Raw genomic sequence first — 22,770 nt, forward strand, 5'->3', positions numbered from 1 at the left:
GCCCAGCGGCCCCCCGAGGGCCGCGGGCGGGGCGGCGGTCGTCTCCCAGCCGGCGACCAGCATCTGAACTACCAGGGCGACCCGCTCGGCGTCTGACAGCTCCGCCGTTGCAATCCCCGTGGCCAACGGGGTCGCCGGCGCATTCAGCACCTCGTCGGCCATCTCGGACAAACGGACACACGCCGCCTCGAGTTCATCCCGATGGCTGACCGACTCGAAGGTCCAGATCTTCGCAAAGTTGCGTGCCTCGGCGACCAGCACCTCGAGGTCACGCAGTCCCAGCACCTGCTGAAACACCAGGCCGGCGAACCGCTGGGCAGCGTCGCCCAGGTCGTCACCCGGTGCGAGCTCGCCCACGATCTCGCGGGCGATGCTTCGGACCGTGTCGCCCAACTCACGAATCGGCCCCTTGGTGAAGGGACCCTCGACCGGGCCGCGCAGCTCTCGGTGCCGGTCCTCGTCGGCGAACGACGAGATCCGTTGGGCGATCTCCCAGGCAGGACCGGAGACGATCTCACCGAAGCTCAGGTACTCGATCGAGCAGGCCCGCCAGGGGGCCTTCCCCAGCGATGAGATCAGCTCCCGGCTGCCCACGATGAGGTCGCCCCACGGCGCAAGCCGCACCGGTCCGGGCCACCCGTGCCGGTGCACGTACCCGGGCGGGTCGTTCAACCACTCGTCGCTGCGGAGTTCCAGTTTGTCGAGCGTCATAGCAATCCTCTCAATGTCTCGGTCACTTGCCGGATCTCCGCTTCGGACCCCAGCCCATCGGACTTGTGGGTGCCTCTGAGGAGTTCTTCGGCGGCCAGGTCGATCCGGGTCATGGTTTCCAATCCGCTGATCGCCACCTCCCACTGCCCCAGCCACTCGTTCAACATGTGGCGCCCCATGCACAGCGCCATGCGCAGCGGCCACTCCAGTCGTACCGCCACCACCAGGTCGGCTTCGCCGGCAAACGCCGCCCGCACGTCCTCCACCACCTGGGTGTCCATTCGGGACTGCACGGCGAGCATGGCCCGAGCCGACATCGAGTTGCGGGTGGCGAGCGCCTCGACGAGCCGGAGCTCATCAGCGCCGCTGACCTTCCGCAGCCGCCTGGCAGTCGCCAGAACATCCGTCGACGACCGCTGAACCAGCTCGCACCACTCAGGGGGAAGCATCACCGCAGATCGGTGGATGTAGAGCCGCCAGCGGACGGCTCGCTCCTCAAGCGTTGGAGTGTGAGGTTCCGACGGAGCAAGCGCCATCGCCGCCTTCAGCCCATCGGCCGACATCAGGGCGTAGTGCATCAGTTCGTCGACGAGGTCGGGGTCGTAGTCCACGAACGCCGACGCTAAGAACCCGGCTGCGATCACTCAAACCGATCGGCTGTGGACTATTTCACAGGCAAACGAACGTAATTTCACGTTTGAAACTCCGGAGCGCATCGTCTCCTGCGGGTCAGTCCCACAAGCTGGCGCTAGCAGCTGGGTCATGAAGTTTCTCGCAGCAGTGATCGCCACGGTCGTTCTTGGTGGCGGCGCCATGATGGGGATGGGCTACTCCCAGCAGTCAGCAGCGGCAGCAGGCGCCGCCGGCGGTGTCTCGTGTGTCCTCCCACCGGGACAGGGACTGCCTGCCGTCGGCCCGTGGCCGGACACACTCAACTCGGTCCACGTCGCTCAGGTTGCCGCAGCAGCGGGGTTCACCGGGCCAGACCTGACCATCGCCGTGGCCGTCGCCTCAGCTGAGAGTAGCCACCGGCCGCATCTCACGAACCAGAACACCGACAAGCACCGCAGCGTCGACTACGGACTTTGGCAGATCAACGGGTACTACCACCCCGAACAGATGGCGACCGGCGACTGGGCAAACCCGTGGGACAACGCCCGCATGGCTCACAGCATCTGGGAGGAGAGCCAGAACTGGGGCGGTGGCTGGGGCTCGTGGGTGACCTGGAAGAAGGGCCTCCACACCAAGTACATGGCAGAGGCCACCGCGGCGGTCGCCCAGCTCACCAAGCTCGGTAGCGATGCCGGGACGTGTCTGCCTGGTCCCGCGGGGGAGGGTGGCGCCGCCGCGCCAGGAGGTCCGACGGAGTGCGCAGCCGTGTCGGGAGGCGTTCCGGCGAACCAGACCGTCGCAGTGCGCCACCGCCGAGGCACCACCACGGTCCACCGATGCTTGGCCGCCAACGTCGCCGCACTCTTCAACGCCGCCCAGGGTGCGGGGCTGCCGTTGGGTGGTGGCGGATACCGGGATCCGGCCGGGCAGATCAGAACACGTCGTGCCAACTGCGGGACCTCGAACTACGACATCTACCAGAAGCCCAGCACCGCTTGCAGCCCCCCGACGGCACGCCCAGGCACCTCAATGCACGAGCGCGGGTTGGCGATCGACTTCACGTGCGGTGACGGGACGGTCCGACTCGGCGACCAATGCTCTCGATGGCTTCTGGCAAACAGCAAGCGATTCGGGCTGACGAACTGGCCCGTCGAATCCTGGCACTTCAGTAGTAACGGGCACTGAAATTCCATCGAGGATCCTGCCGTCGATGCTCCCGCGATCAACCTACGGGTCGTCGCTTCGGACCGTCATCGACCCGGATGGCTGGCAGCGCCTTCGACGAGCCGCAGGAAGAACGACCGGAGGCGCGTGCGCCTGGTGCGGTGAGCTAAACCTGGCCAGCGGGTGGCGCACGTGGGAGACCCACGAGGTCTGGACATTCGACCTGGCCACCAAACGCCAGACGCTCGCTGCTGTCGTCCCGCTCTGTCGCATCTGCCACCTCACTCAACACGTCGGATACGCACGCCGTGAAGGGCTGGAGGGTGAGGTTGTCGCCATGACGATGAGTCTCAACGGTTGGTCGCACCCCGAGGCCGGCAGAGCGGTCGCAGCCGCCGAGCACCTCGCGTCCGTGAGGGGACGGACAGCGTGGGACCTGGACCTCACCCGCTGGAGCGCACACATCGAGCTCCTCGACTGGCCCGAGCTGTTCATCCCTGCCGACGCAAGGCGGGCGGCCGTGGTTCGCACCATCAACGGCACGCCGTGACTGTCAGTGTCGGCGGGGACCCCCCAAAGACGTGCACCCCCCAGCGGCGCCCCACGCTCCGGGACGCCGGCCCCCGGCGGTTGCCACCGCAGTAGCGCTCCCGACCGGACATCGGGCCCTCACCGTCACCGCCGGTGTCGTGTGGTGGCGATACGGCACCGGATGGGACGCGGGCGAGAACATTGAGGTCACGACCACAAGCCACGAGGTGATCATGCGCTCCTGGACCCAGGTTCTCTCCTGGGGATGGCACGCAATCGACGCTGCCCAGCTTCTCGAGGAAAATCTGCTGCTGTGCCAAGGCAGAAGCACAACCGGCGAGACTTCCTTAATGCTCCGCACTGAAGCAGCTCAGCTCACGTTCTGCTTGTGGGCCGCCCACCGCAACCCGAACCACCCCCAGGTCCCGGCGCTACTCGACGCCCTCAGTGCTGATCCTCGGAGTCCGGTCGGCCAATAGATACTGGTCACCGCTCGTTTGAAGATGACGAGCCGACGGAATGGGAGACCCACTCGCCGTCGCTCGGCGGGAAGGGTTTGGTCCGCTCTGGACCTTGGAACGGTGTGCAGTCCATCCGTTCCGACGATCGCCCATTCACTCCTAGCGCCAGGGGTACTTGATGTGCATCGACGGTTGAATCGTTGAGCGGAAACCTTGCTTAGGCGCTTAGCCTTGATGGGGACCGGAGTGCCCAAGAGAGTTTGCCCATGCTTCGAGCTCCTTCATAAGCCTCACGGCAACTCGGGGCGGTTCGTCCGTCGCGCTGGTCTCTTGGAATAGCGAGGTGATGACCTCCGCGCCGCCAGCTTTTCGGCTGCAACCCCACTGGTCCAACACCCAGTCCTTGAAGTTGAGGCTGCCGATCGCGCCTTGGCTGGACTCGTTACCCCACCTCGTAAGGCAGTGATCCCAGCTCCATTGACTGCTTCCATCGATCTGGCGATGGATCACGGCGTCCGGCACGGCAGCGATGATGTCGGGAGCATCGAAATTGAGCAGGGTGAGTGGAAGGCCGGTGGTCTGAGCGATCTCTTTGAGCCGCAGCTGGGTTCGGCTTTCCTGCGTCGCGTCTGAGTCGTCTCCCCCTTCGAGCTGCCGGAGCCGATCTTGAGAAGTGTTGTCAAGCAAGAGGGCTAGGGGAATGCCCAACTTTTGGATCACTTCGGACTCGGCGAAGCGTCGAGCATTGCTGCTTCCATGCAGCACGACGACGATGAGCCGATTGCGACTAATGAGGTTGGGTGCGAGGGCGTTGAGAGCTGCTCCGTCCGCACGTCCTTCGACGACTACCACGCCTCTGGTCAGGTGAAGGAACGCGTTGCGCCCAAGCCCGAGTTCGTCGCCAAGAGCGTCGAGACGCTCCAACGCGTCGGTTCCTATGCTGAAGGGTTGGATCAGGCCGGTTTGCTCGTGTCGGCGCAGCCCAACCAGCGCCGCCTTCGAGGGTGGCAGATTGAGAAATGCCGGCGAATGCGTGGCCACAAGGACTGTTCGGTCCTGGGCAAGCGTGGCTATCCAGGTGGCTGCCTCCTCAGCAGCTTCGGGGTGAAGGTGCAGTTCGGGTTCGTCGGCGAGGACCACTACCGGTTGTGTCGGCGGAGGAGGGCGGAGCTTCGCAAGTAGGTGGGCGACGGCCCACACGCTTGCCAAGTCCCAGGGGTCGTCGTCACGCCTGACCTTTTGAAACTCGACGGCGTCCGCTGCGTTCCAATGGTCGATTGCCTGTTCGTGAGCTACGCCAATGATCAAGAGGACCCAGCGGGCGATGCCAGATGGGGCGTCCTCCAGCTTTTCAATCCGTCCGTCACCCGTAATGAGGTCGGCCCCAAGCTGTGGATTTCTGGGGGTCGGGGGTTGGAGAAGAAGCCGTGCGTAGTCGGATACAAAGGACGGCGCGATCTGGTTGGCGACTACCTCGGTCAGTTTGAGGAGGACTCGCGCCCGAAACGCCAACTCGACGCCCATGCCGTTCCAAACCGAGGGTTCTCCCTCTACCGGTTGCGACTCGCCCAGGAGGACTTCGAGGTTCGAGATGAGCCGTTCGGCATAGTTGGAATACCTACCTGGGCCTCCAGCAAGCAGGTGGTCAAGGAGTCGCTGGAGGCCATCCCGGTCTTCGGTGCGTACATCGACAAGGTGCTCTTGAGCGTCGTCCCCGTTTACGAACGTTCGGAGCGCAGCGGCGCGTCCAGGAGATGTGGGATAGCCATCGCCTCCGATCCACTCGAACGAGAACGACTCGGGTGAGGACACCCACGTTCCGTTCGCAACATCAGGCAACCTCCGCCGGAGTTCATCTGGTACGGGAGGGTTGTAGGTCAGTGCATCGTCCCATCTGGCTTTGCCAAGAATGACGAGTTGCACACTTTGGTCCAGCCAGGACCCCGTTCCCTCTCGAGGCTCTTCGAACCTGGAGACCCTCGGCGCCAACCGAAAGCTCGCATCGAGGGCAGCATCCCTGCTGAACCGAGGCTCCATTGGCGCGAAGATGGAGTCTGATTCGACCCAGGAAATCTCAGTCCGGGGTACGTCAAACCAATCCGGTGCGTCACTGGCACCGAACCTTGCCAATGCGCTGTGGTAGAGGCTGCCGACCCACTCGTTTGAGATTTCGGACGGGTCAGCTTCCAGCAGACACGCTCGAGTTCTCGCGGACTTTGCGATGAGCGGTGATGCTTCCAGGCTCTCAAGTAGGAAAGCAGGTTGTTGGAGCATTTCAGAGCACACGCCAGCAACGAAGGCTGATTCGGCAGCATTCAATCCGAGGGTGAGTTCACAGAGAATGTCAGCAATCTTGCTGGGGTCTAGCTCGAGTTCGCTGGTGATCTGGGTTAATCCCGCCGACTCCCCTCCTAGATTCCCCTGAAGATGTTTCGCGAATTCGTTGATAACGAGGGACTTCCCGGCACCGTTTCGCCCGAATAAAACCAGGAGATTCGTTGAGGGTCCCCAATCCAGCCAGGATTGTTCGTAAGCGAAGCCGGTATACTCTCGCTCCTCATCAAAGCAAACGATGCGGTGATGGGTGCATTGTTTGAAGGCAGCCAACAGCGCCCGGTCTCGATCTTCATCCGTCGGGTTAGCGATCCGATGCTCGCGCTGACCCCGGATCACTGGCATCCCCCAAAGCTGCTCAATCTCTTCCCGAGACCACCCGTGGAACTGGCGTTCGGGTACCCCTCTGCTTAGTCGGGCAGTAGAGCTGGATGGCCGAGGAATGGCAGCCTCCTCACACCAGCAGGCCTTCGCCAAGTCCGAAACAGACAGTCGCTGATGAGTTCGTATCGCACCGTCCCTATCTGCCTTCGCCCGATGTCGACGGCGCTGCCGAGCGGTCTCATACTGAGCTTCAGAGAAGATCAACTCCTCTTCTCCAGAGCGGCAGGTGTTGCATCGAGCAGCGGTGGGAGTTCGTCGATGATGTCGAGAGTGCTGAGAGAGAGGGTGATCACCCGTCCGACGAGGTCAAGGATGTAGCGGGGCTGGTTGTGCTCGTCGGCCCAGGCGTTGGGGTCGTTGACGATGCCGGATGCTTTATCAGTCTTGATGTAGTACCGGTCGATGATCCAATCGATGGCGCTACGGGTTCCCAGCTTGTAGTCGTGGGCACGCTCGGGGATGCCTGACAAGGTGAGGTGTGGGTTGTAGATCAGCTGGGTGCGGTCGGTGACCTTGGTGCCGGTTTCGGGGTCGGTGACCTTGGGGTAGCGCATCTTCTTGTCCCCAACTCGAAGCACCTTGGGGTTGACCCCAGGGTCGGCGCCTTGTGACCAGTGTTCTTCGAGGGGGTAGGGCTCGATGGTCTCATATCCGATGTGGAGCTCCATGAGTTCGGCGCCGGCGTTGCTGTAGGCGTCGAATACGGCCCAGTCGGGTGGCATCGGGACCCGTGGTGCTTCTTTCTTGAGGTTCGATTTGTATCGCTGACGGAACTCCGGGGAGTGGAGGGCGCCGTAGACGTAGTAGAAGACGGCGTCATCGGTGATGTCATCGCCTAGTTCGGTTTGGAAGCGGCCGATGGCGGCGGCGTTGAGGTTCGAGCTCCGCGTCCAAGTGCCGTCCGTAGGGTCGTCGAGGAGCGTGGGCTCGTTGCTCCGCTGTTCATAGCGCCAACGTCCGAGGAAAGCGGTTGTATCCGATCCGATGAGGTGTAGGCATGGGATGGTGTTTGTCGCCGTGGCGCTGAAGGGTTGTTTGGAGCCATGGGTGACTATGGAAATGCCATAGTTGTGGGTTTCAGGAGTCGGATAGAGCCGGGGTAGCTGGTAGGTTTCGTTGTTTAGCGTGCGGTCGAACGCTACCCATTGTCTAAAGAATGGCCTGTACAAACTTTCGCGCAGCATCGTTGGTTCGAGTGCGTACAACTGACCTTTGGCGAGCCTAGGGAAGTCTCCGCGATCCCAGCTGTACTTTAGAGGATCGCGGTCGACCCATGAAGCCGCAGATTTGGTATCCGGCACCGCTTCGCCGGCGGCGACTGCCTCCTGAAATCCTTCGACCTGAGCGTTGTAGTGGTCGATCATTCGCTCAACGTTGATTGCTGTAGCGACCTTGGAGGAGTTGTAGGCCCATGCATCCCTGCTCGTGATGAGACCGCGAGAGCCCAGACTGAATATGCCGTCGGGTCCGGTCAGAGGGACGAGCTGGTCGTAGGTGGAGTCGCGTTGGTTGACCCAGTCTCCGGCCTCATTGGGCTCGACGCTGTCCCACGTCAGGTTGGCGACGGTGGCTGTCTCGATGGTGGCGAGTTTGGTTTCGCGAGTGAGGTAGTCGCCGATGTCTCGATAGTGGATCTGAGCGCCGCCGTCCGGGACAGGGTCGGGTTGTTTGACGAGGAGGGTGATGGCGATGGTGTTGCGGCTACCCGGCCCGAACGTTTGCCCGCCTTCCTTCCGAGCTTGCTCGCCGCTGGTTCGGGTGTTGCCGCGGAGGTTGTAGATGTAGATGTGGTGGAACTCATCGGGGAGGCTGAGGCGGATGCCGTCGGCGGTGTTGCCGTCGATCCAGCCGCCGTTGGATACGAACCCGATGATTCCACCGTCCGGTGAGTCGTGGATGCGGTTGGATGCCCAGCGGATGGCTCGGATGTAGGAGTCGTAGAGCGAGTTCTTCAGGGTGGCGGTCGATAGCTTGGCGTAGGTGTCGGCGATCGACTTGTCGAGCGTCGGGTAGCCGAGGTTCTGGTTGTTATCGTTCTGGGACGTTTGGCCTACGGAGTACGGGGGGTTGCCGAGGATGACCCGGATGTCGAGCCCTTTTTGGTGGTCGGCGCGTGCGTTGTTGGAGGGAAAGAAAACGGCGTCCATGGGGTCGCCTTCTTCGGCGAGTTGGAACGTGTCGGTGAGCACGATCCCTTCGAACGGCTCGTAGCCGCCTTTGTTAGTGAGGGTGTTGTAGGTGGTCTCGATGTTGATCGCTGCGATGTAGTAAGCGAGCAGCATGATCTCGTTGGCGTGCAGTTCGCTGGCGTACTTCCGGGCCAGGTCGGCTGGGTTGATCAGCCCGGTTTGCAGGAGTCGGGTGATGAACGTGCCGGTGCCGGTGAACGGATCGAGAACGTGGACACCTTCGTCGGAAAGGGTGGTGCCGTCGAAGTGCTTTTGGAGGAGGTCGTTGACAGATCGGTTAATGAAGTCGACGATCTCGATCGGGGTATAGACGATCCCGAGCGCCTCGACGGTTTGGGGGAGCGCTCGTTTGAAGAACTTCTCGTACAGCTCGGTGATGACCTTCTGGCGGGCCTCGGCGGTGGTGATGCCGCCGATGAGCATACGGATGTGCTCGTAGAACCCTTCGAGGGTGGCGGTCTCTGATTGCAGATTGGCGTCATCGAGGGTGTCAATCATGGATTGCATGACCTGGGACACCGGGTTGTTGAGGGTGAACTGGTCACCGCCGAAGAGCGCTTCGAACACCGGCCGGGTGATCAGGTGCTGGGACAGCATCCCGATCGCGTCGTCGCGGGAGACCCCGTCGTTGAGGTTGTTCCGCAATGCGGTGAGGAACTCGTCGAACCGTGCGACTGCTTGGGGGTTCTGGTCGGGGTGGTCGAGGAGGGTGCGGATCCGGGTTTCTTGGGCGGACGCGATTTGGGCGATGTCGGCTGCCCAGGACTCCATGTACCGGCGGTTGCCGACCTTTTCGACGATGCGGGCGTAGATGGCGTCGTGCCACTCGTGCAGGTCGGGTAGCTCCAGTTGGGTGCCGGCCGATTGGGTGGTTGTGGTGGTGATCTTTTCGCCGGGGTTGGCCGGGTCGTCACCGCCGTTGCCGAGGCCGATCCCGATGACCTCAACTTTGGAGGACGTCTTGTTGATGTCGATCTTGTTGATCTCAGCGGCGAGGCGTTCGTCGTGGGAGCGGAGCGCTTGGAGGACCTGCCAGACCACCTGGTAGTCCTTCTGGTTCCGGAGGGCGTCCTCGGGGGCGACACCGGCGGGGATCGCAACCGGGAGGACGACGTACCCGAACTCTTTGTCGGGAGCGAGGCGCATCACCCGACCGACGGCTTGGACGACGTCGACGATGCTTTTGCGGGGTTGGAGGAACAGCACCGCGTCAAGCGCGGGGACGTCGACACCTTCGGTGAGACATTTCGCGTTCGACAGGACCCGGCACACACCCTGCCCGGGTGGCTCCTCGAGCCACGCGACCGCCTCTGAGCGGACCTTGACGTTGGTTTTGCCGTCGACGTGTTGGGCCTCGATCTTCACCGCGTTGCGATGAGCTCGTTCCTCGAGGGCTTCGTTGGCGATCTCCGGAAACGCTTCGGTGAACGCCTTGGACTGTTTGATCGTCGACGAGAACGCTACGGCCCGGCGCATCGGATGGTTGTCCCCCTCGAACTGCGGGCCCCGCTTGGACAGTGCGTGCCAGCACCCAACAATCCTCGACACGTCATTGAGCGCCAGTTCACCGCTGGTGCTGGCGAGTTGTCGTTGGAACGCAGACGACACCTCGTCCTCGTTGACCGCCAGGACGAGCACCTTGTAGTCGGTCAACAACCGCTGTGCGACAGCGTCACCGAAGCGGAGTTCGTGGAACACCGGCCCAAACGTCGACTCGTCATCCATCGACGCCACCAACACGTCAGCGTCCGCGGCTTTCGCTTTCGCCTGGTCCCCGTACACCCTCGGTGTGGCGGTCATGTAGAGCCGCTTGGCGGTTTTCACGTACTCGTCGAAGTGAACCTTGGTGAACATCGACTGATCGTCGATGTCGGTGAACGCACCGGTGGTGCGGTGCGCTTCATCACAGATCACCAGGTCGAACTGCCCAATCCCATCGGCTTGGGCTTTCGAGATCACATCGATCGACTGGTATGTCGAGAACACCACCGACATGTTCGTGTCCGACGCTCGGGCGTCGATGGCCTCCAACAGGGCTTCGGTGTTCGTCGACGCCGGTACCGACAGGTCGTTGGCGGACATGTCCTCGTCCTCGCGCCGACGCGCTCCAGCGTGCGCGTCCGAACACACCGCAAACGTTGCCAGCGGGATGGTGGCGTCGTTCGCCCACGCCTTCACCGACTGGGACAACAAGTTGATCGACGGCACCAAAAACAGGACCGACCCGCCCGCACCGACAACCTGCTCGGCGAGCCGCAACGACGTGAGGGTCTTCCCGGTGCCACACGCCATGATCAACTGACCACGATCTGACTCTTCGAACCCCGCAACCACCTCGGCGATCGCCGCCTCCTGGTGAGGGCGCAGGGTCAGCGGTGGGCGGATGCGGAGCTGGGACGGACTCGACAATGTGAACTGGTCCCAATCGATCGCTGACCGCTCGAAATCGTCGACACGCCAGATCGTCGTGGCCTTGGCGTGCCGCTCAAGGTTGACCTCGACCTTTGGGGACTCCGACCCGGCGGTCGACACGATCATCCCCGAGGTGAACTCCGGGCGGCCCAACATCCCCACGAACGTCGACACGCCCGTCCACGACAACGACGCCGTCGGCGAATAGAACTTGCACTGGATCGCCACCAGATCATCGGTGCCCTTCTCGCGGGCGACCAGATCTACCCCGGCGTCGGCCTCGCTCTCCCGGCCCGGCCAATCCATCCACGGCCACACCGCATCGAAACGTTCTTTCCAGATCGGGTCGGTCTGGAAATAGTCCAGACAGAACTCCTCGAACCGGCGGCCCTTCGCAGCGGTCGTCTTCGCCGAAGCGTCGAACTCCTCCAACAACTGACGGAACGTCGTCACTCTTGACCCTCACCTCTCCCCGGGACCGCCGGAGGCGAGGGTAGTTCGGAGCGAGAAATGGACGAAACCCAACTGTTGCGCGTCGCCTGTCGTAGCTCGGGCGTTCCCACCCTCACCTCGCGTCCGTCGAGCCTTACCCGTGGAGCGGCCGGCGGCGAATGGCGGCCGTCAGCGCTGCGTCAGCCGGCAGCCGGCGTCGCAGCCTCACCCGAAGCGTCGGCGTTCATCCCCGGATCCATCTCAGATGCTCGCTCTGCCTTGGGGTTCCCGGACTGACGTGCAGCGTCTCGCTGTTTCACCGCCCGACGAGCCGCCGCGATTGCCTTCCGAACTTGAGCCTCGGGTAGATCCAGCAGTCGCGCCACCATGGACCGGTCGCCGAGCTTGGCACCCTCGAGTACGGCCTCGTCCAGTCGTGCCTCCGCCTCCGCTAGCGAGGCGCGGACCTCGTCGACCGCCTGCTGCTCGGACTGCCAACGCTGTACCACGCTGATCACACGCCCGTGCTCCTCGAGCAGCCGGGCTTCCAGCTCGGTCCGCTTCTTTGCCATTGCCTCATCTCCGTCCCGGCCCGACGGTCGGGCCACGGTCCGGTGCTATCTGCCCAGAGTGTGAATGGCCCGGAGAGGTTGGACACGAGGCCTTGCAGCCGGTGCCCTGATCCCAATGGGTGGAACCGTTCGTCCTCGAGCCGAGGCGGTTGCCCACAACCCGCCAGCGTCACGCCCTGTATGGGGTGTCGCCCCGGTGGCGCATAGCCGGGAGGGGGACAACCGCGTTGCCGGTCGACCGCTCGTGTGGACAAGCCCCATAAGAGTCGGGTGGGGCGTTGCCCACAATCGCAGACGCCCGGCCCACCGTCAGCCGCACGGTCAGCAACCTCGCAGGCACGGCACAGCCCAGATGCCAGCCAGCACCCCAACGGCATCGCAGCCCAAACGCCGCTGACCCAGCCCGCCCGCCCATCCGCCGGCACCGACTCCGCCCGCGCGCTTCCAGTTCACGTGCCGCATGGACCAGCCCGCCGGACAACCAACACCACCCCCTACTACCCAGTACTACAGACACTTGCATCTTTCGATGAACGGGCAACCCCGGTGTGTATGTTCGCCATCAGTGGCTCCCGAACAGACCTCCGTTGTGGCGGCTTGAGATGCTGTCGATCGGCAAGATCGGGGCAGGCGCTGGCCACGAGTACCTGTCCAAGGGCGTCACCAAGGACTCGATGGAGTACTACGGCGGCAAGGGTGAGCGGTGCGGTCGCTGGACCGGAGCCGAGGCCGAGAAGCTCGGCTTGGTCGGCGAGATCAACCCCGACAGCGACGCCGTGGAGGCCCTCTACGGACGGGGCGAAACACCCGAGGGCGTCCAGATGGGTGCCCGGTGGGCGACCTACAAGACCTGGACCGAGCGGGCCGACGACCGGATTCGAGGATTAGCCGAGCCGACCGCCGAGAAGATCGCGACGATTCGCAAGGAGGAGGCAATGCGGGGATCGCGGCGTCCCTGCGCCGCATACGACCTCACCTTCAGTCCACCAAAGTCGGTGTCGGCGTTGTGGGCGATCGGCGACAGCGTCGTCGCGAGTGCGGTTGAGGCCGCCCATGATGCTGCGATCACCTCGGTCATCGATTGGATCGAGCGCGAAGCTGCGTGGACACGAACCGGCCGAAACGGGGTGAACCACGAGCGCGTCGAGGGGCTGATCGTGTCTCGCTGGCAGCACCGCACCAGCCGGTCGGGCGACCCGCAACTCCACACTCACTGCGCCGTGCTGAACAAGGGGCGCATCGAGGGCGACGGGAAATGGCGGGCGTTGGACGGTCAGGCGATCTACGCATCATCGGCGGTGGGTAACGCCCGGTACCTCGCAACGCTGGAGACGGAGCTGACCGACCGGCTCGGCGTCGAGTGGTCGGTACCCACCGGGGCCGCTCGGGAGATCGTCGGAATCCCCGCCGAGCTGCGGAGCCTGTGGTCCAAACGCGCCGCCGACATCGCTTCTGCGGTGCGTGATGAGGTCGGGAGTCCGGAGGGTCGAGGCAGGGCCCTTCACTCGGGTCGCACCTATCACCGCATGATGCAGGGCGTCCGGCTGCGCACCCGGGCGCCCAAACCCAACGGTCGCGCACCCCACCCCGACGAGCTGCGGGCTGGGTGGGAAGAGGAGATGGCTCGGGCCGGTTTCGATGGCGACAGGATCCTTGGCCGCACCCTGGCGCCACGCGCACACGTCGGCGCCGACGGTGTGGACGTCGATCAGGCGATCAGTCGAGTGTTCGATGCGCTCCACGGCCAGTCGTCAACGTGGTCGACCTGGGGCGTGGAAGCAGCCGTGCGGATGCACCTGCCCGCCGCCCTCCTGGACGCCGAACGCAACCACCCCAAGCGTGTGCTTCGCCCCGACCAGGCCGAACAGGACGAAATCATCGCCCGCCTGGTGGACGACATCACCGGCCAGATGGTGAACGTCACCAACACCGTGATCGACCCCCAGGGACCCACCGGGATGCACCGGTGGACCTCCAACCGGCTCCTCACCGCCGAAGCGGATCTGGTCGAGGCCGCCCACACCGACGCCGTGTTCGTGCCGCCCGCCGGTGACGTCGTTCCCGAGTTCGGTGGGCAGTTGAGCGTCAGCCAACGCGCCGCTGCGCTCGGCGTGTCCACCTCCACTCGGCAGGTGGACGTGCTGGTCGGCCCCGCTGGATCTGGCAAGACCACCACGATGCGGGCGCTTGCCGACCATTGGCGCACCAACGGAGCCCGGGTGCTAGGCCTAGCGACATCCCAGGTAGCGGCCGATCAGCTCGCCGAGGCGGCGGGGATCGACGCCGAGAACACCGCCCGCTGGTTCGCAACCGCCAACAGGAAGTGCCGCACCTACGGTGCCGATCCGGCCGACCCGGCCCAGTGGGCAACCTGGGGAGCCCACCTGGAGCCGGGCACCCTGATCATCGTCGACGAGGCGGCAATGGTTCCGACCCTCGACCTCCAGCGCATCCAACAGGCCGCAGCTGCGGCCGGTTGCAAGGTCCTCGCGGTCGGCGATCCGCTGCAGTTGGATGCCCCCGGCGCAGGTGGTGCGTTTGGGCTGATGGTGTCGGACGATCGGGTCAACGCCCTCCACCTCGAGGAGATCCACCGGTTCCAGCACGCGTGGGAGCGCGAGGCGTCCACCCGGATGAGGGAGGGCGACGGGACGGTGGTCGACCTCTACGCCGAGCACCAGCGCATCCACGGCGGCAACGAAGCCGAGATGTACACGCAGGTCCTCGACGCGTGGATTGCCGACCAGGACAGGTGCGAGACGGTGATGGTCACCCAGACCAACGACCAGGCGTCAGCGCTCGCACGTGCGGCCCGAGAGCATCTCATCGGTCGGGGAACGGTCAGCGCACACCACCAGGTGGTGCTGCGTGACGGCAACGAGGCCGGCACCGGTGACCTGGTGCGCACCCGGCGCAACGACCGGGAGATCACCGCTGGTCAACGTGGGTTCGTCCGCAACCGGGACACGTGGACCGTCCGACGTGTCCATCGAGATGGGTCGCTCACCGTGAAGTCGCAGAACGGTGGAGCCAAAGCCCGGCTGCCTCGTGCCTACGTGGACGCTCACGTCGAGCTTGCCTACGCCGGTACCGCCCACGCCGTTCAAGGCAGAACGGTCGACGTGGCGCACCTGCTGTGCGATCCAAACGTGAGCCGAGAGGCCCTCTACGTTGCGCTGACGCGGGGCCGTGCGGCGAACAGCGCGTGGGTGATTACTGACAGCACCGACCATCCCGAGTGGGTCGATGGCGAACCGGCGACCACCGCCGAGGCGGCCCTTCACCTGGCGATCGAGCGAGCGCCGGAAGCGCAGAGCGCCACCCAGGCGCTGCGCGATGCTGTCGATCCGTACTCCCTGCGAGCGGCGTTGCCCGCCTGGCAACACCACCTCCACCACGAGGTGCACACCAGCACCGTCGGAGCGCTCACCGGCGCCGGGTTGAATATCGGCGAGCCACCCTCCGCACTGGTCGGCGCGATCAGGGAGCGCTACACCCGCACCGGCATCTCCCCTCAGACGACCGTCGAGCAGATCACGCAGGCATCGCTCGACGGTGCGAACGACCCGTGGGCCGTCCTCACCGCCCGCGCCCAGCAGGTCGCCGACACCCTCCCGGCGGACTCCAACGAGTGGATGTCCGCCGACCTGAACGCGCAAACGCTGTCGGTACAGGGTCGATATGCGCACCTCCGCCGGCTCGCCGCCGACCCACCCGAGTGGGTCACCAACCGGATCGGGCCCCGCCCCGACCACGCCGGCGGCGACACGTGGGACCAGCTCGCCAACGCATCGCTGGTGTACGCCGACACCCACAGCACCCTTCGCCAGCCCGACCCGCTCGCAGCACACGCGGCGAGCGATGCCGGGCGACGAGCCCACGCCCAGCTCATGGGCGACATCAACCAGTACCGGACCGGACACGCCACGGCCCACCAACCAGCGCAGACCACTGCGCCGGTGATCACCAGATGAAGGAGAACAGCGGCCGTGGCAGCCGAACAGCTCGACCTATTCGCAGCACCAACCAAGGAGAGCGACGATGACCGTCATCCCGAACCTGACCGAAGCCGAACGGGCGACGATGGCCGACGTGATGGCCCGGCACCCCAGGAGCCCGGGCGAAACCGACGCCCAGCACCGGGCGCAGGCCGAGATGGCAGCGGCCGAGGTGATCAACGCCCAGCGGAACGAGGAGTACGACCCGGAGGGGGAGCAGGAGGATCTGATCTACCCGGGCGACGACTGGCCGCCCCCGCAGGAGTGGATGGACGCCCACTAGGACTCGACTTCGACCACCCAGCGGACGGCGGGGCGAGCGGACTCGCCTCGCCCGCGGGTGCTCGTGAGCTGACCGATGAGCAGGCTCCCGTACCGACTGTTGAGCGCGCCGACGGCCACGCTCGACCGTCCGAACCTCCGCTTGAGACCGCACCCGAGAAGCGGCTGACGGCCCGGCGAGCGGTGGACGACAACCTCGAGGTGCTGCGTGCGCTTCGAGACGGCACCGCCGATCAGGCGCTGATGGCCCGCTGGCACGGCTGGGGCGCTGCACCCCAGATCTTCGCCCACCCGGACTGGGCCGCCGAGCGCGCCGAGCTGGAGGAACTCGTGGGGGCCGACGGGCTCACATCGGCCGAGCGGACCACGCTCAACGCGCACTACACGGACCCGAGGATTGCCCAGGCCATGTGGGACGCCGTCCCGGCGACCCACCACGGGCCGACACTCGAGCCCGGCTGCGGACGCGGCGTGTTCATGGCGATCGCACCCGAGGGTTCCACGGTGACCGGCGTCGAGCTGGACGCCACCACCGCCCAGGTTGCCGAAGCCAGGTTCGCCGGACGCCACGAGGTGATCCACGGGTCCTTCGCCGACGCTCCCCTCGCCAACGGACAGGTCGCCGCAACGATCGGCAACGTCCCGTTCGGCGCCTACCGGCTGTTCGATCAGACCGATAACCCAGGCCGCCGGCTCTCCATCCACGATCACTTCCTCGCCAAGTCCGCCCGTGCGCTCGCCCCTGGCGGCATCGGAGTGATGGTCACCAGCCGGTACACGATGGACGCGATCGACCCGGCGGGACGTGAGGCGATCGGCACCCACGCCGACTTCGTCGGGGCAGTCCGACTCCCGTCGGCCGCCCACGTGCAGGAGGCCGGCTGCGAGGTCGTCACCGACATCATCGTGTTCCGAGGCCGGTCGGCAGACGCCGTGGCTTCACACGTGAGCGGCTTCATCGAACCCACGCCGGCGAACATCGACGGAGTGCGCATGTCGCAGTACTTCGTCGATAACCCCGGGCAGGTCCTCGGCCAGGTGACCAGTAGAACCGGGCGCTACAGCACCCCCGAGATGCACATCGGCGGGACACTCGACGAAGCGCTCGATCGTCTTCCAGCAGCCCTGGACCGGGCCACCGCCGGCAGGTTCGACACCGCTCCGGGGCCGCTCTCGACGCCACCCGAGCTCGAGAGCCAGCGTGGAACACCCACCTGGGACGTTCCCGGCGCACACCGGCTCAATGAGGCGGTGCCGGAGGTGTTCGAGACCGGCGTCGGCTGGGTGCCCGTTGCGAAGCAGGCGCCGGAGGTGGCGGCGCTCATCCGGGTGAGGGATGCCCTCGACGCAACCCTCGCCGATGACCAGGCCGGACGTGATGCGGCCGAGGCTCGATCGAAGCTCCAATCGGCCTACTCCGCCTATCGGGGCGAGTACGGGGCGATCAACCGGTCGAAGAAGTCGGCGACCGGCCGAGTGACCCGCCCAGCGCTGGGTGGCTTTCGGACCGACCCCCGCTGGCCGGCGGTGTCCGCCGTCGAGGTGGTCGACCACGCGACCGGTGAGGTCACACCGTCGAGGATCATCGATGCGCCGGTGGAGGTCAACGCCACCGCACCAACGTCGGCTGCGAGCGACGCCGACGCACTCAACATCGCGCTGGGACACACCCAGCGGGTCGACGTCGACTTCATCGGCCAACTCCGAAACGAACCCGGACAGGACGTCCTGGATCGGCTGGAGCGCACCGGCGCGGTGTTCTGTGATCCGACCACGACGGAGTGGATCACCCGCTCCGACTTCCTCTCCGGCCCGGTCCGTACGAGGCACGCGGCCATCGAGGCGCTCGACGACGGCGACCCGCGAAAGGAGCCCTACCTCGCAGAGATCGAGGCGGTCCTGCCAGCACCGGCCAGCGCCGATGACCTTTACGACACGTTCGGTGGGCCGTGGATCCCGGTCGACCTCGTGAACGAGTTCGTCAACACCCGGATCGGCGGGCAGCCGCCCAAGGGCGTCACCCGCATGTGCGACATCACGTGGGACAGCCGGGGCGGCTGGAACACCATCAAACGGTATGGGGCCGTGACCGCCCGGTGGGAAACCGACCGCGTCAACGCTCACTCGCTGGTCGAGGCGGCACTCAACGGGACGTCGGTGACCGTCCGAGATTCCGACGGCGATGGCAACTCGTGGGTCAACGAGGCCGCCACGGCCGAAGCGTCCGACATGATCGCCCAGATCCGAGAGGAATGGGACCGCTGGGCGTTCGAGGACCCCGATCGGGCCGAGCGGCTCTGCGACGAGTACACCACCCGCTATCGGTCCCACGTCCCCCGCGACTACACCCAAGCACCGATCGACCCCCAGGGTCTCCGGTCCGACTTCCGACTGCGTCCGCACCAGGAGGCCGCAATCGCCCGCATCCTCCAGTCCGGCGACAGCCTGTTGGCCCACCCGGTAGGTGCCGGGAAGACCGCCGAAATGGTGGTGTCCGGCATGGAGCTCGCCCGCACCGGCCAGATCGCTCTCCCGTGTTATGCGGTGCCGGGGCACATGCTCGAGCAGTTCTCGTCGGACATCACCGACCTCTACCCGGCCGCTCGGGTGCTCAGCCTCCAGCCGTCCGACATCACCCCGTCGAACCGGGAGCGCCTTGGTGCCCAGCTTCAAACCGGGCAGTGGGACGCCGTCGTGGTCACCCACGGGACGCTGCGAAAGTGGCCGCTGTCGCCGGAGGCGGTCGAAGCACGGCTGAACGACCGACTGGCCGAGATCGACCTGGCGATGGAGCAAGCCAAGGAGGCGGCGCAGGGTGGGATGGACCCGGAGCAAAACAAGGCCGCCACCAGCTCGGTGAAGAAGCTCCAGCGTCAACGGGAGAATGCCCAGGAGAAGGCCAAGGCCGAGATCGCCAAGCTCACCGAGCACCACGACCAGCACCCCTACTACTTCGATCACTCTCCGATCGATTGGGTCGCTGTCGACGAGGCCCACCTGTTCAAGAACCTGCCGATCATGTCCAAAGCGCGAATCGCCGGCGTGGCCACGGCCGAGTCGCAACGGTCGGTCGACCTGCTCGACAAGATCACCACCCTGCGGGAACAACGCCCCGGCTCAACCGTGTGCGTGCTCGCCACCGGCACCCCGGTGTCCAACACGGCAGGGGAGCTATGGGTCATGGCCCGCTTCGTGGATCCCGCCGGGCTCAAACGGCTCGACATCGACACGTTCGACTCGTGGCGGTCGATGTTCGCCAAGACCACCAGCGAACTCGAACTCGGTCGGGATGGTGCGCTCGCACCCAAGGAGCGGCTTGCCCAGTACCGGGGGCTGCGCCAGATGGCCCGCTGGACCTCCGAATGGGCCGACATCGTCCAAACCGAAGACCTCGGGCTCCCTCTGCCCGAGCTGGCCGGGGGCGAACGGCAGATCCACGAGATCGAGCCAGACCCCGAGCTGGCCGAGTGGATCGCAACCGAAGCTGTCGGCCGGGCCCGCGCGCTCAAGTCGGGTGGGGTCGAACCCACCGTCGACAACCACCTCAAGTTGGACCACGACGTCAGCGCAGCGAGCTTCGACTGGCACGGCTACGCCGGCCAGCCCGAGGACCCCGAGCACAGCCTGGTGTGGGAGGCCGCCCGCGGGATCGCCGACGAATGGCACGCCCACGCCGACGACAAGTTCCTCACCGAAACCGGCGCCGTCCACCCCACCCGAGGGGCTGCCCACATCGCGTTCTGCGACGTCGGCACCCCGAAGTCAGGGCGGACCGACACTGTCTACAACCGGCTCCGCGACCACCTCGTCGAGCTGGGAGTACCTCGGGAGCAGATCGGGTTCGCCCACGAACACGACCAGTCCGACGCGGCCAAGGAAGCGTTTTTCGACTCGATCCGCAACGGCGAGGTCACCGTGGCGGTGTCCTCCACCGAGAAGATGGGGATGGGAACAAATGTACAAACGCGGCTCTCATCGCTTCACCACCTGTCGTGCCCCCATAAGCCGTCCGACATCGAACAGCGGGAAGGCCGGATCGTCCGACAGGGCAACCAGCATGAGAACGTCAGCGTTCACGCCTACGTCGTGAAGCGAACCGGCAGCATCCAGCAATGGCAGCGGGTGCAACGCAAGGCTGGGTTCGTCGGACAGGTCATGCGAGCCTCGCTCGACGGACCGAACCAGACCGCCACCGACGACCCGGAGCTGATCGGATACGCCGCCATCAAGGAGGCCGCCACCGGCGACCCGGACTTCGGCAAGCAGGCCGAACTCGAGGCCGAGGTCCGTCAGCTCACCCAGCTTGAGACCCGGCACCGCCGGGCTGCCGACTCGGCCCGACGATCGCTGCCGAACCTTCGAGAGAAACTCCAGGAAGCCCAGTACCGGGGCCGGCACCTTGACGGGATCGTCGCCGCCGTCGGACCAACACCCGGACCGGCGACGTGGAGGATCGACAACAATGAGGTCGCCACCGACGACGTGGGCCGGTTACTCACCCGATGGACCGCCAACCGTGGAGCCCCGCACCGCTGCCCCGAAACCATCACCCTCGACTTCGAGCAGGCCGAGCAGACCCTTCACATCGACAACCGAGGGCACAGCTTCCACCTCGCACTGCCAGACGACACCTACGTCGCCGACCCGATCCACCCCGACGCCAATCACGACCGGCTCAGCGCGCAGCTCAACAAGCAGCGCCACGCCATTCAGCTCGCCGGTGCGCGCATCGACACCACCCTGGAGAAGATCGACACCTACACCGCCCAGGTCGCTCAACAAGAGGAACGCAAAGACGAGCCGTTCCGCCACTCCATCAGGCTCATTACCGTCCGCACCGAGCTGGTTGAAATCTCCCGCCGTTTGCTCACCCGCTACGCAGACCCCGGCACCGTCGAACGGCTCGACGCAGTACTCGGCTCCCGGCCGCCCGGCACCGCACAGCTCGACCAAGCGTGGGAGAACATGCGAACCGAAGCAGTCGCCAACCCCGACCTACTCCGACGCTGGGAAATGCTCACCGAAGCCACCGGCAGATCGATGGTTAACGGCAGAGAACAACCGCTCAGTTCCGTCGACCCCACACTCGCTGGCTTTGACCCGCTCGTGAAGCAGCTCCACCGCCACGCCCACCAGCCCGGCGCTGCGGCCGGGTCTAACCGAGCCGGAATAGAGCCGGCCACCAGATAGCGGCGGCAATCAAGTTCTCAAAAGCGTCCAGGAGCTTCAGCGCCGCTTCATGGGCCTGTCTCCGCTCAGCCGATAGCTGACGCACAAAGTTCGTCCAGTCGCGCCGGTTCCTGAACGCCAGCGAGGCCCGCAAGCTACGGAATGTACGTGGGATTAGCATTTTGTAGTGAAAGTCACAAGGCTCAGCACGGATCCGCCACGCCCCTTATATCTGGCGGGCCTTCTTCCACACCTAAGAAACAGTCCCGTGGACCATGGCCGGTGTTTTTCAACCGTTCTCGGCGTGTTTGCAGAAACCACGTATATTGCTTTAAGCCACCTAGCAGGAACGGTGGGTTCTACCGGTTACCGACCGCCTTTGCGCAACCTGGGAGGGCCACCCTTGCGCGAGCTGAGAAGAACCTCCTGAGGAGGCTACCGGCGGGAGCTCTGATCCTGCCCGGCTAGGCGACGACTTTCACAGTGCGGGAGGTCTTGTAGGTAGCTCTCCGCTGTCAGGCTGCTTGCCCTTAGATCTTGTATCAGGATGTTGCAGCACGGAGCCCCAGCGCTTCAGGAAGCGGCGATCCCTAGCGGCTCGACGGGGTGGGCTGGCCAGAAGGTCAGGAAAAGTCCTCTTCCTCAAATGTCTCGATCTCGACGAGAAACTCCAGGGCGATGAGCTGTTTGTCTGCGTGGACAGTGTAGGCAACGAGCAGGCCAGGGAGACCATCTACCGGTTCCGTGCGAGCAACGTGGTAGCCGGTCTCTGGAATTTCCTGCCAGTGATTCGGGTCGTTGGCTACGGCCCACTCGACCCCTTCGAAGACGTCATCTATGCGACTCGGTCCATTACCGCCGCGAAGTTCGGTGATTTGAGTGTCGATCGCGCTCTCAAAACGTACATCCCACATAAGAGACCGTTAAGCCGAAAGGCCGAGTTGGTCGGCCTTTCGACGGACGCTCTGGCGGTCAGCCGCGCTGAGGGGCTGCGTTGAGAGGAAAACAGAGTTGTAAGGGATGTCTTGCTTAATGCTTGCAATCTGCCATCCAACAGACAGGCGATGTGACATCTCGCTCACTCGGGCTGCGGTTGCCCCACGTAGGGCTGACATCACTTCGTCCACCATGTTGATCTCGTTTGCATCGAATTCTTCGAGGTTGGCGGAGCGAAGTGGAACGACTCGCTTCTGTGGATACCCGAGGTGGTCACGACGGACCAAGGTCGCATCGCCAGCGCCAACGAGCGCCTCTTGGACCGGTAGCAGGCGGCGCGGCACTGGGCCGTGGGGCAGCTTCATGTAAGCGGCCCCAGTGATGGGCTGCCCGTGGGTCCGGTGGGCCAGAAAGTCAGAAAAAAACAAAACCTTGTTCAGCTTGGTAGCGCCGAACGTAGGGTCTGAGGCCATGTTTTCTGAGATGTAGAGGATCAGCTCAGAGAGCTTGTTTTCCTTGTATTCGGTTGGGCTCGTCATCTGGGACATTGGGGCACCTCCTCCTTGTGCTCGTGCGTCGGACG

Annotated in this window: 12 protein-coding genes; 5 read left to right on the forward strand and 7 right to left on the reverse strand. The window is 64.8% G+C overall.

The window, feature by feature from the left end:
• Positions 1-711 (reverse strand): hypothetical protein (locus PKD89_RS13905; RefSeq protein ID WP_324332502.1); only part of this gene is annotated, 711 nt, incomplete at its 3' end.
• Positions 708-1,322, reverse strand: coding sequence for a hypothetical protein (locus tag PKD89_RS13910; protein ID WP_287376576.1), 615 nt, complete (start codon positions 1,320-1,322; stop codon positions 708-710). The genes PKD89_RS13905 and PKD89_RS13910, both read right to left, overlap by 4 nt.
• Positions 1,323-1,473: 151 nt before the next feature.
• Here PKD89_RS13910 and PKD89_RS13915 point away from each other — a divergent pair, with 151 nt between their 5' ends.
• Together PKD89_RS13915 and PKD89_RS13920 are read left to right on the forward strand one after the other, a co-directional pair.
• Positions 1,474-2,508, forward strand: coding sequence for a D-alanyl-D-alanine carboxypeptidase family protein (locus tag PKD89_RS13915; RefSeq protein WP_289011891.1), 1,035 nt, complete (start codon positions 1,474-1,476; stop codon positions 2,506-2,508).
• Positions 2,509-2,533: 25 nt separating this feature from the next.
• Complete coding sequence (locus PKD89_RS13920) at positions 2,534-3,037, forward strand: hypothetical protein (protein WP_289011892.1); 504 nt, start codon at positions 2,534-2,536, stop codon at positions 3,035-3,037.
• A 667-nt stretch (positions 3,038-3,704) separates the two neighbouring features.
• Here the strand turns inward: PKD89_RS13920 and PKD89_RS13925 are convergent.
• The 3 genes from PKD89_RS13925 to PKD89_RS13935 all read right to left on the reverse strand — a co-directional run bounded on the left by PKD89_RS13925 (position 3,705) and on the right by PKD89_RS13935 (position 11,802).
• Positions 3,705-6,158 carry an ATP-dependent nuclease gene (locus tag PKD89_RS13925; RefSeq protein ID WP_289011786.1) on the reverse strand — a complete coding sequence of 818 codons (2,454 nt, stop codon included), beginning with the start codon at positions 6,156-6,158 and terminating at the stop codon, positions 3,705-3,707.
• Positions 6,159-6,397: 239 nt separating this feature from the next.
• The gene (locus tag PKD89_RS13930) at positions 6,398-11,251 is read right to left on the reverse strand and encodes a DEAD/DEAH box helicase (protein WP_324332503.1); all 4,854 of its coding nucleotides are present in this window, start codon (positions 11,249-11,251) and stop codon (positions 6,398-6,400) included.
• Positions 11,252-11,430: 179 nt separating this feature from the next.
• Positions 11,431-11,802, reverse strand: coding sequence for a hypothetical protein (locus tag PKD89_RS13935; protein ID WP_289011788.1), 372 nt, complete (start codon positions 11,800-11,802; stop codon positions 11,431-11,433).
• 587 nt (positions 11,803-12,389) lie between these two features.
• On the opposite strand from PKD89_RS13935, the gene mobF reads away from it, so the two are divergent.
• The 3 genes from mobF (at position 12,390) to PKD89_RS13950 (ending at position 21,272) form a co-directional block, all read left to right on the forward strand.
• Positions 12,390-15,776 (forward strand): MobF family relaxase, encoded by a 3,387-nt coding sequence (gene mobF / locus PKD89_RS13940; protein WP_289011789.1) that lies wholly within the window; start codon positions 12,390-12,392, stop codon positions 15,774-15,776.
• 67 nt (positions 15,777-15,843) lie between these two features.
• Positions 15,844-16,083 carry a hypothetical protein gene (locus PKD89_RS13945; protein ID WP_289011790.1) on the forward strand — a complete coding sequence of 80 codons (240 nt, stop codon included), beginning with the start codon at positions 15,844-15,846 and terminating at the stop codon, positions 16,081-16,083.
• A 182-nt stretch (positions 16,084-16,265) separates the two neighbouring features.
• Positions 16,266-21,272 carry a hypothetical protein gene (locus tag PKD89_RS13950; protein WP_289011791.1) on the forward strand — a complete coding sequence of 1,669 codons (5,007 nt, stop codon included), beginning with the start codon at positions 16,266-16,268 and terminating at the stop codon, positions 21,270-21,272.
• Between the two features lie 602 nt (positions 21,273-21,874).
• On the opposite strand, the gene PKD89_RS13955 is transcribed toward PKD89_RS13950, so the two are convergent.
• A complete protein-coding gene (locus tag PKD89_RS13955; RefSeq protein WP_289011792.1) occupies positions 21,875-22,165 on the reverse strand; it encodes a hypothetical protein in 291 nt (96 codons plus the stop codon).
• Between the two features lie 9 nt (positions 22,166-22,174).
• Entirely contained in the window at positions 22,175-22,735 is a 561-nt protein-coding gene (locus PKD89_RS13960) for a Panacea domain-containing protein (RefSeq protein ID WP_289011793.1), read from the reverse strand.
• Positions 22,736-22,770: the final 35 nt, after the last annotated feature.

This window comes from Candidatus Neomicrothrix sp. (assembly GCF_035329545.1).
GTDB classification, from domain to species: domain Bacteria; phylum Actinomycetota; class Acidimicrobiia; order Acidimicrobiales; family Microtrichaceae; genus Microthrix; species Microthrix subdominans.

What these genes read in the sequence shown, in the direction of transcription:
- PKD89_RS13960 (WP_289011793.1), bottom strand. Translation starts at nt 22,735, where the DNA reads ATGTCCCAGATGACGAGCCCAACCGAATACAAGGAAAACAAGCTCTCT.
- PKD89_RS13945 (WP_289011790.1), top strand. Translation starts at nt 15,844, where the DNA reads ATGACCGTCATCCCGAACCTGACCGAAGCCGAACGGGCGACGATGGCC.
- PKD89_RS13935 (WP_289011788.1), bottom strand. Translation starts at nt 11,802, where the DNA reads ATGGCAAAGAAGCGGACCGAGCTGGAAGCCCGGCTGCTCGAGGAGCAC.
- PKD89_RS13925 (WP_289011786.1), bottom strand. Translation starts at nt 6,158, where the DNA reads ATGCCAGTGATCCGGGGTCAGCGCGAGCATCGGATCGCTAACCCGACG.
- PKD89_RS13955 (WP_289011792.1), bottom strand. Translation starts at nt 22,165, where the DNA reads ATGTGGGATGTACGTTTTGAGAGCGCGATCGACACTCAAATCACCGAA.
- PKD89_RS13920 (WP_289011892.1), top strand. Translation starts at nt 2,534, where the DNA reads ATGCTCCCGCGATCAACCTACGGGTCGTCGCTTCGGACCGTCATCGAC.
- PKD89_RS13915 (WP_289011891.1), top strand. Translation starts at nt 1,474, where the DNA reads ATGAAGTTTCTCGCAGCAGTGATCGCCACGGTCGTTCTTGGTGGCGGC.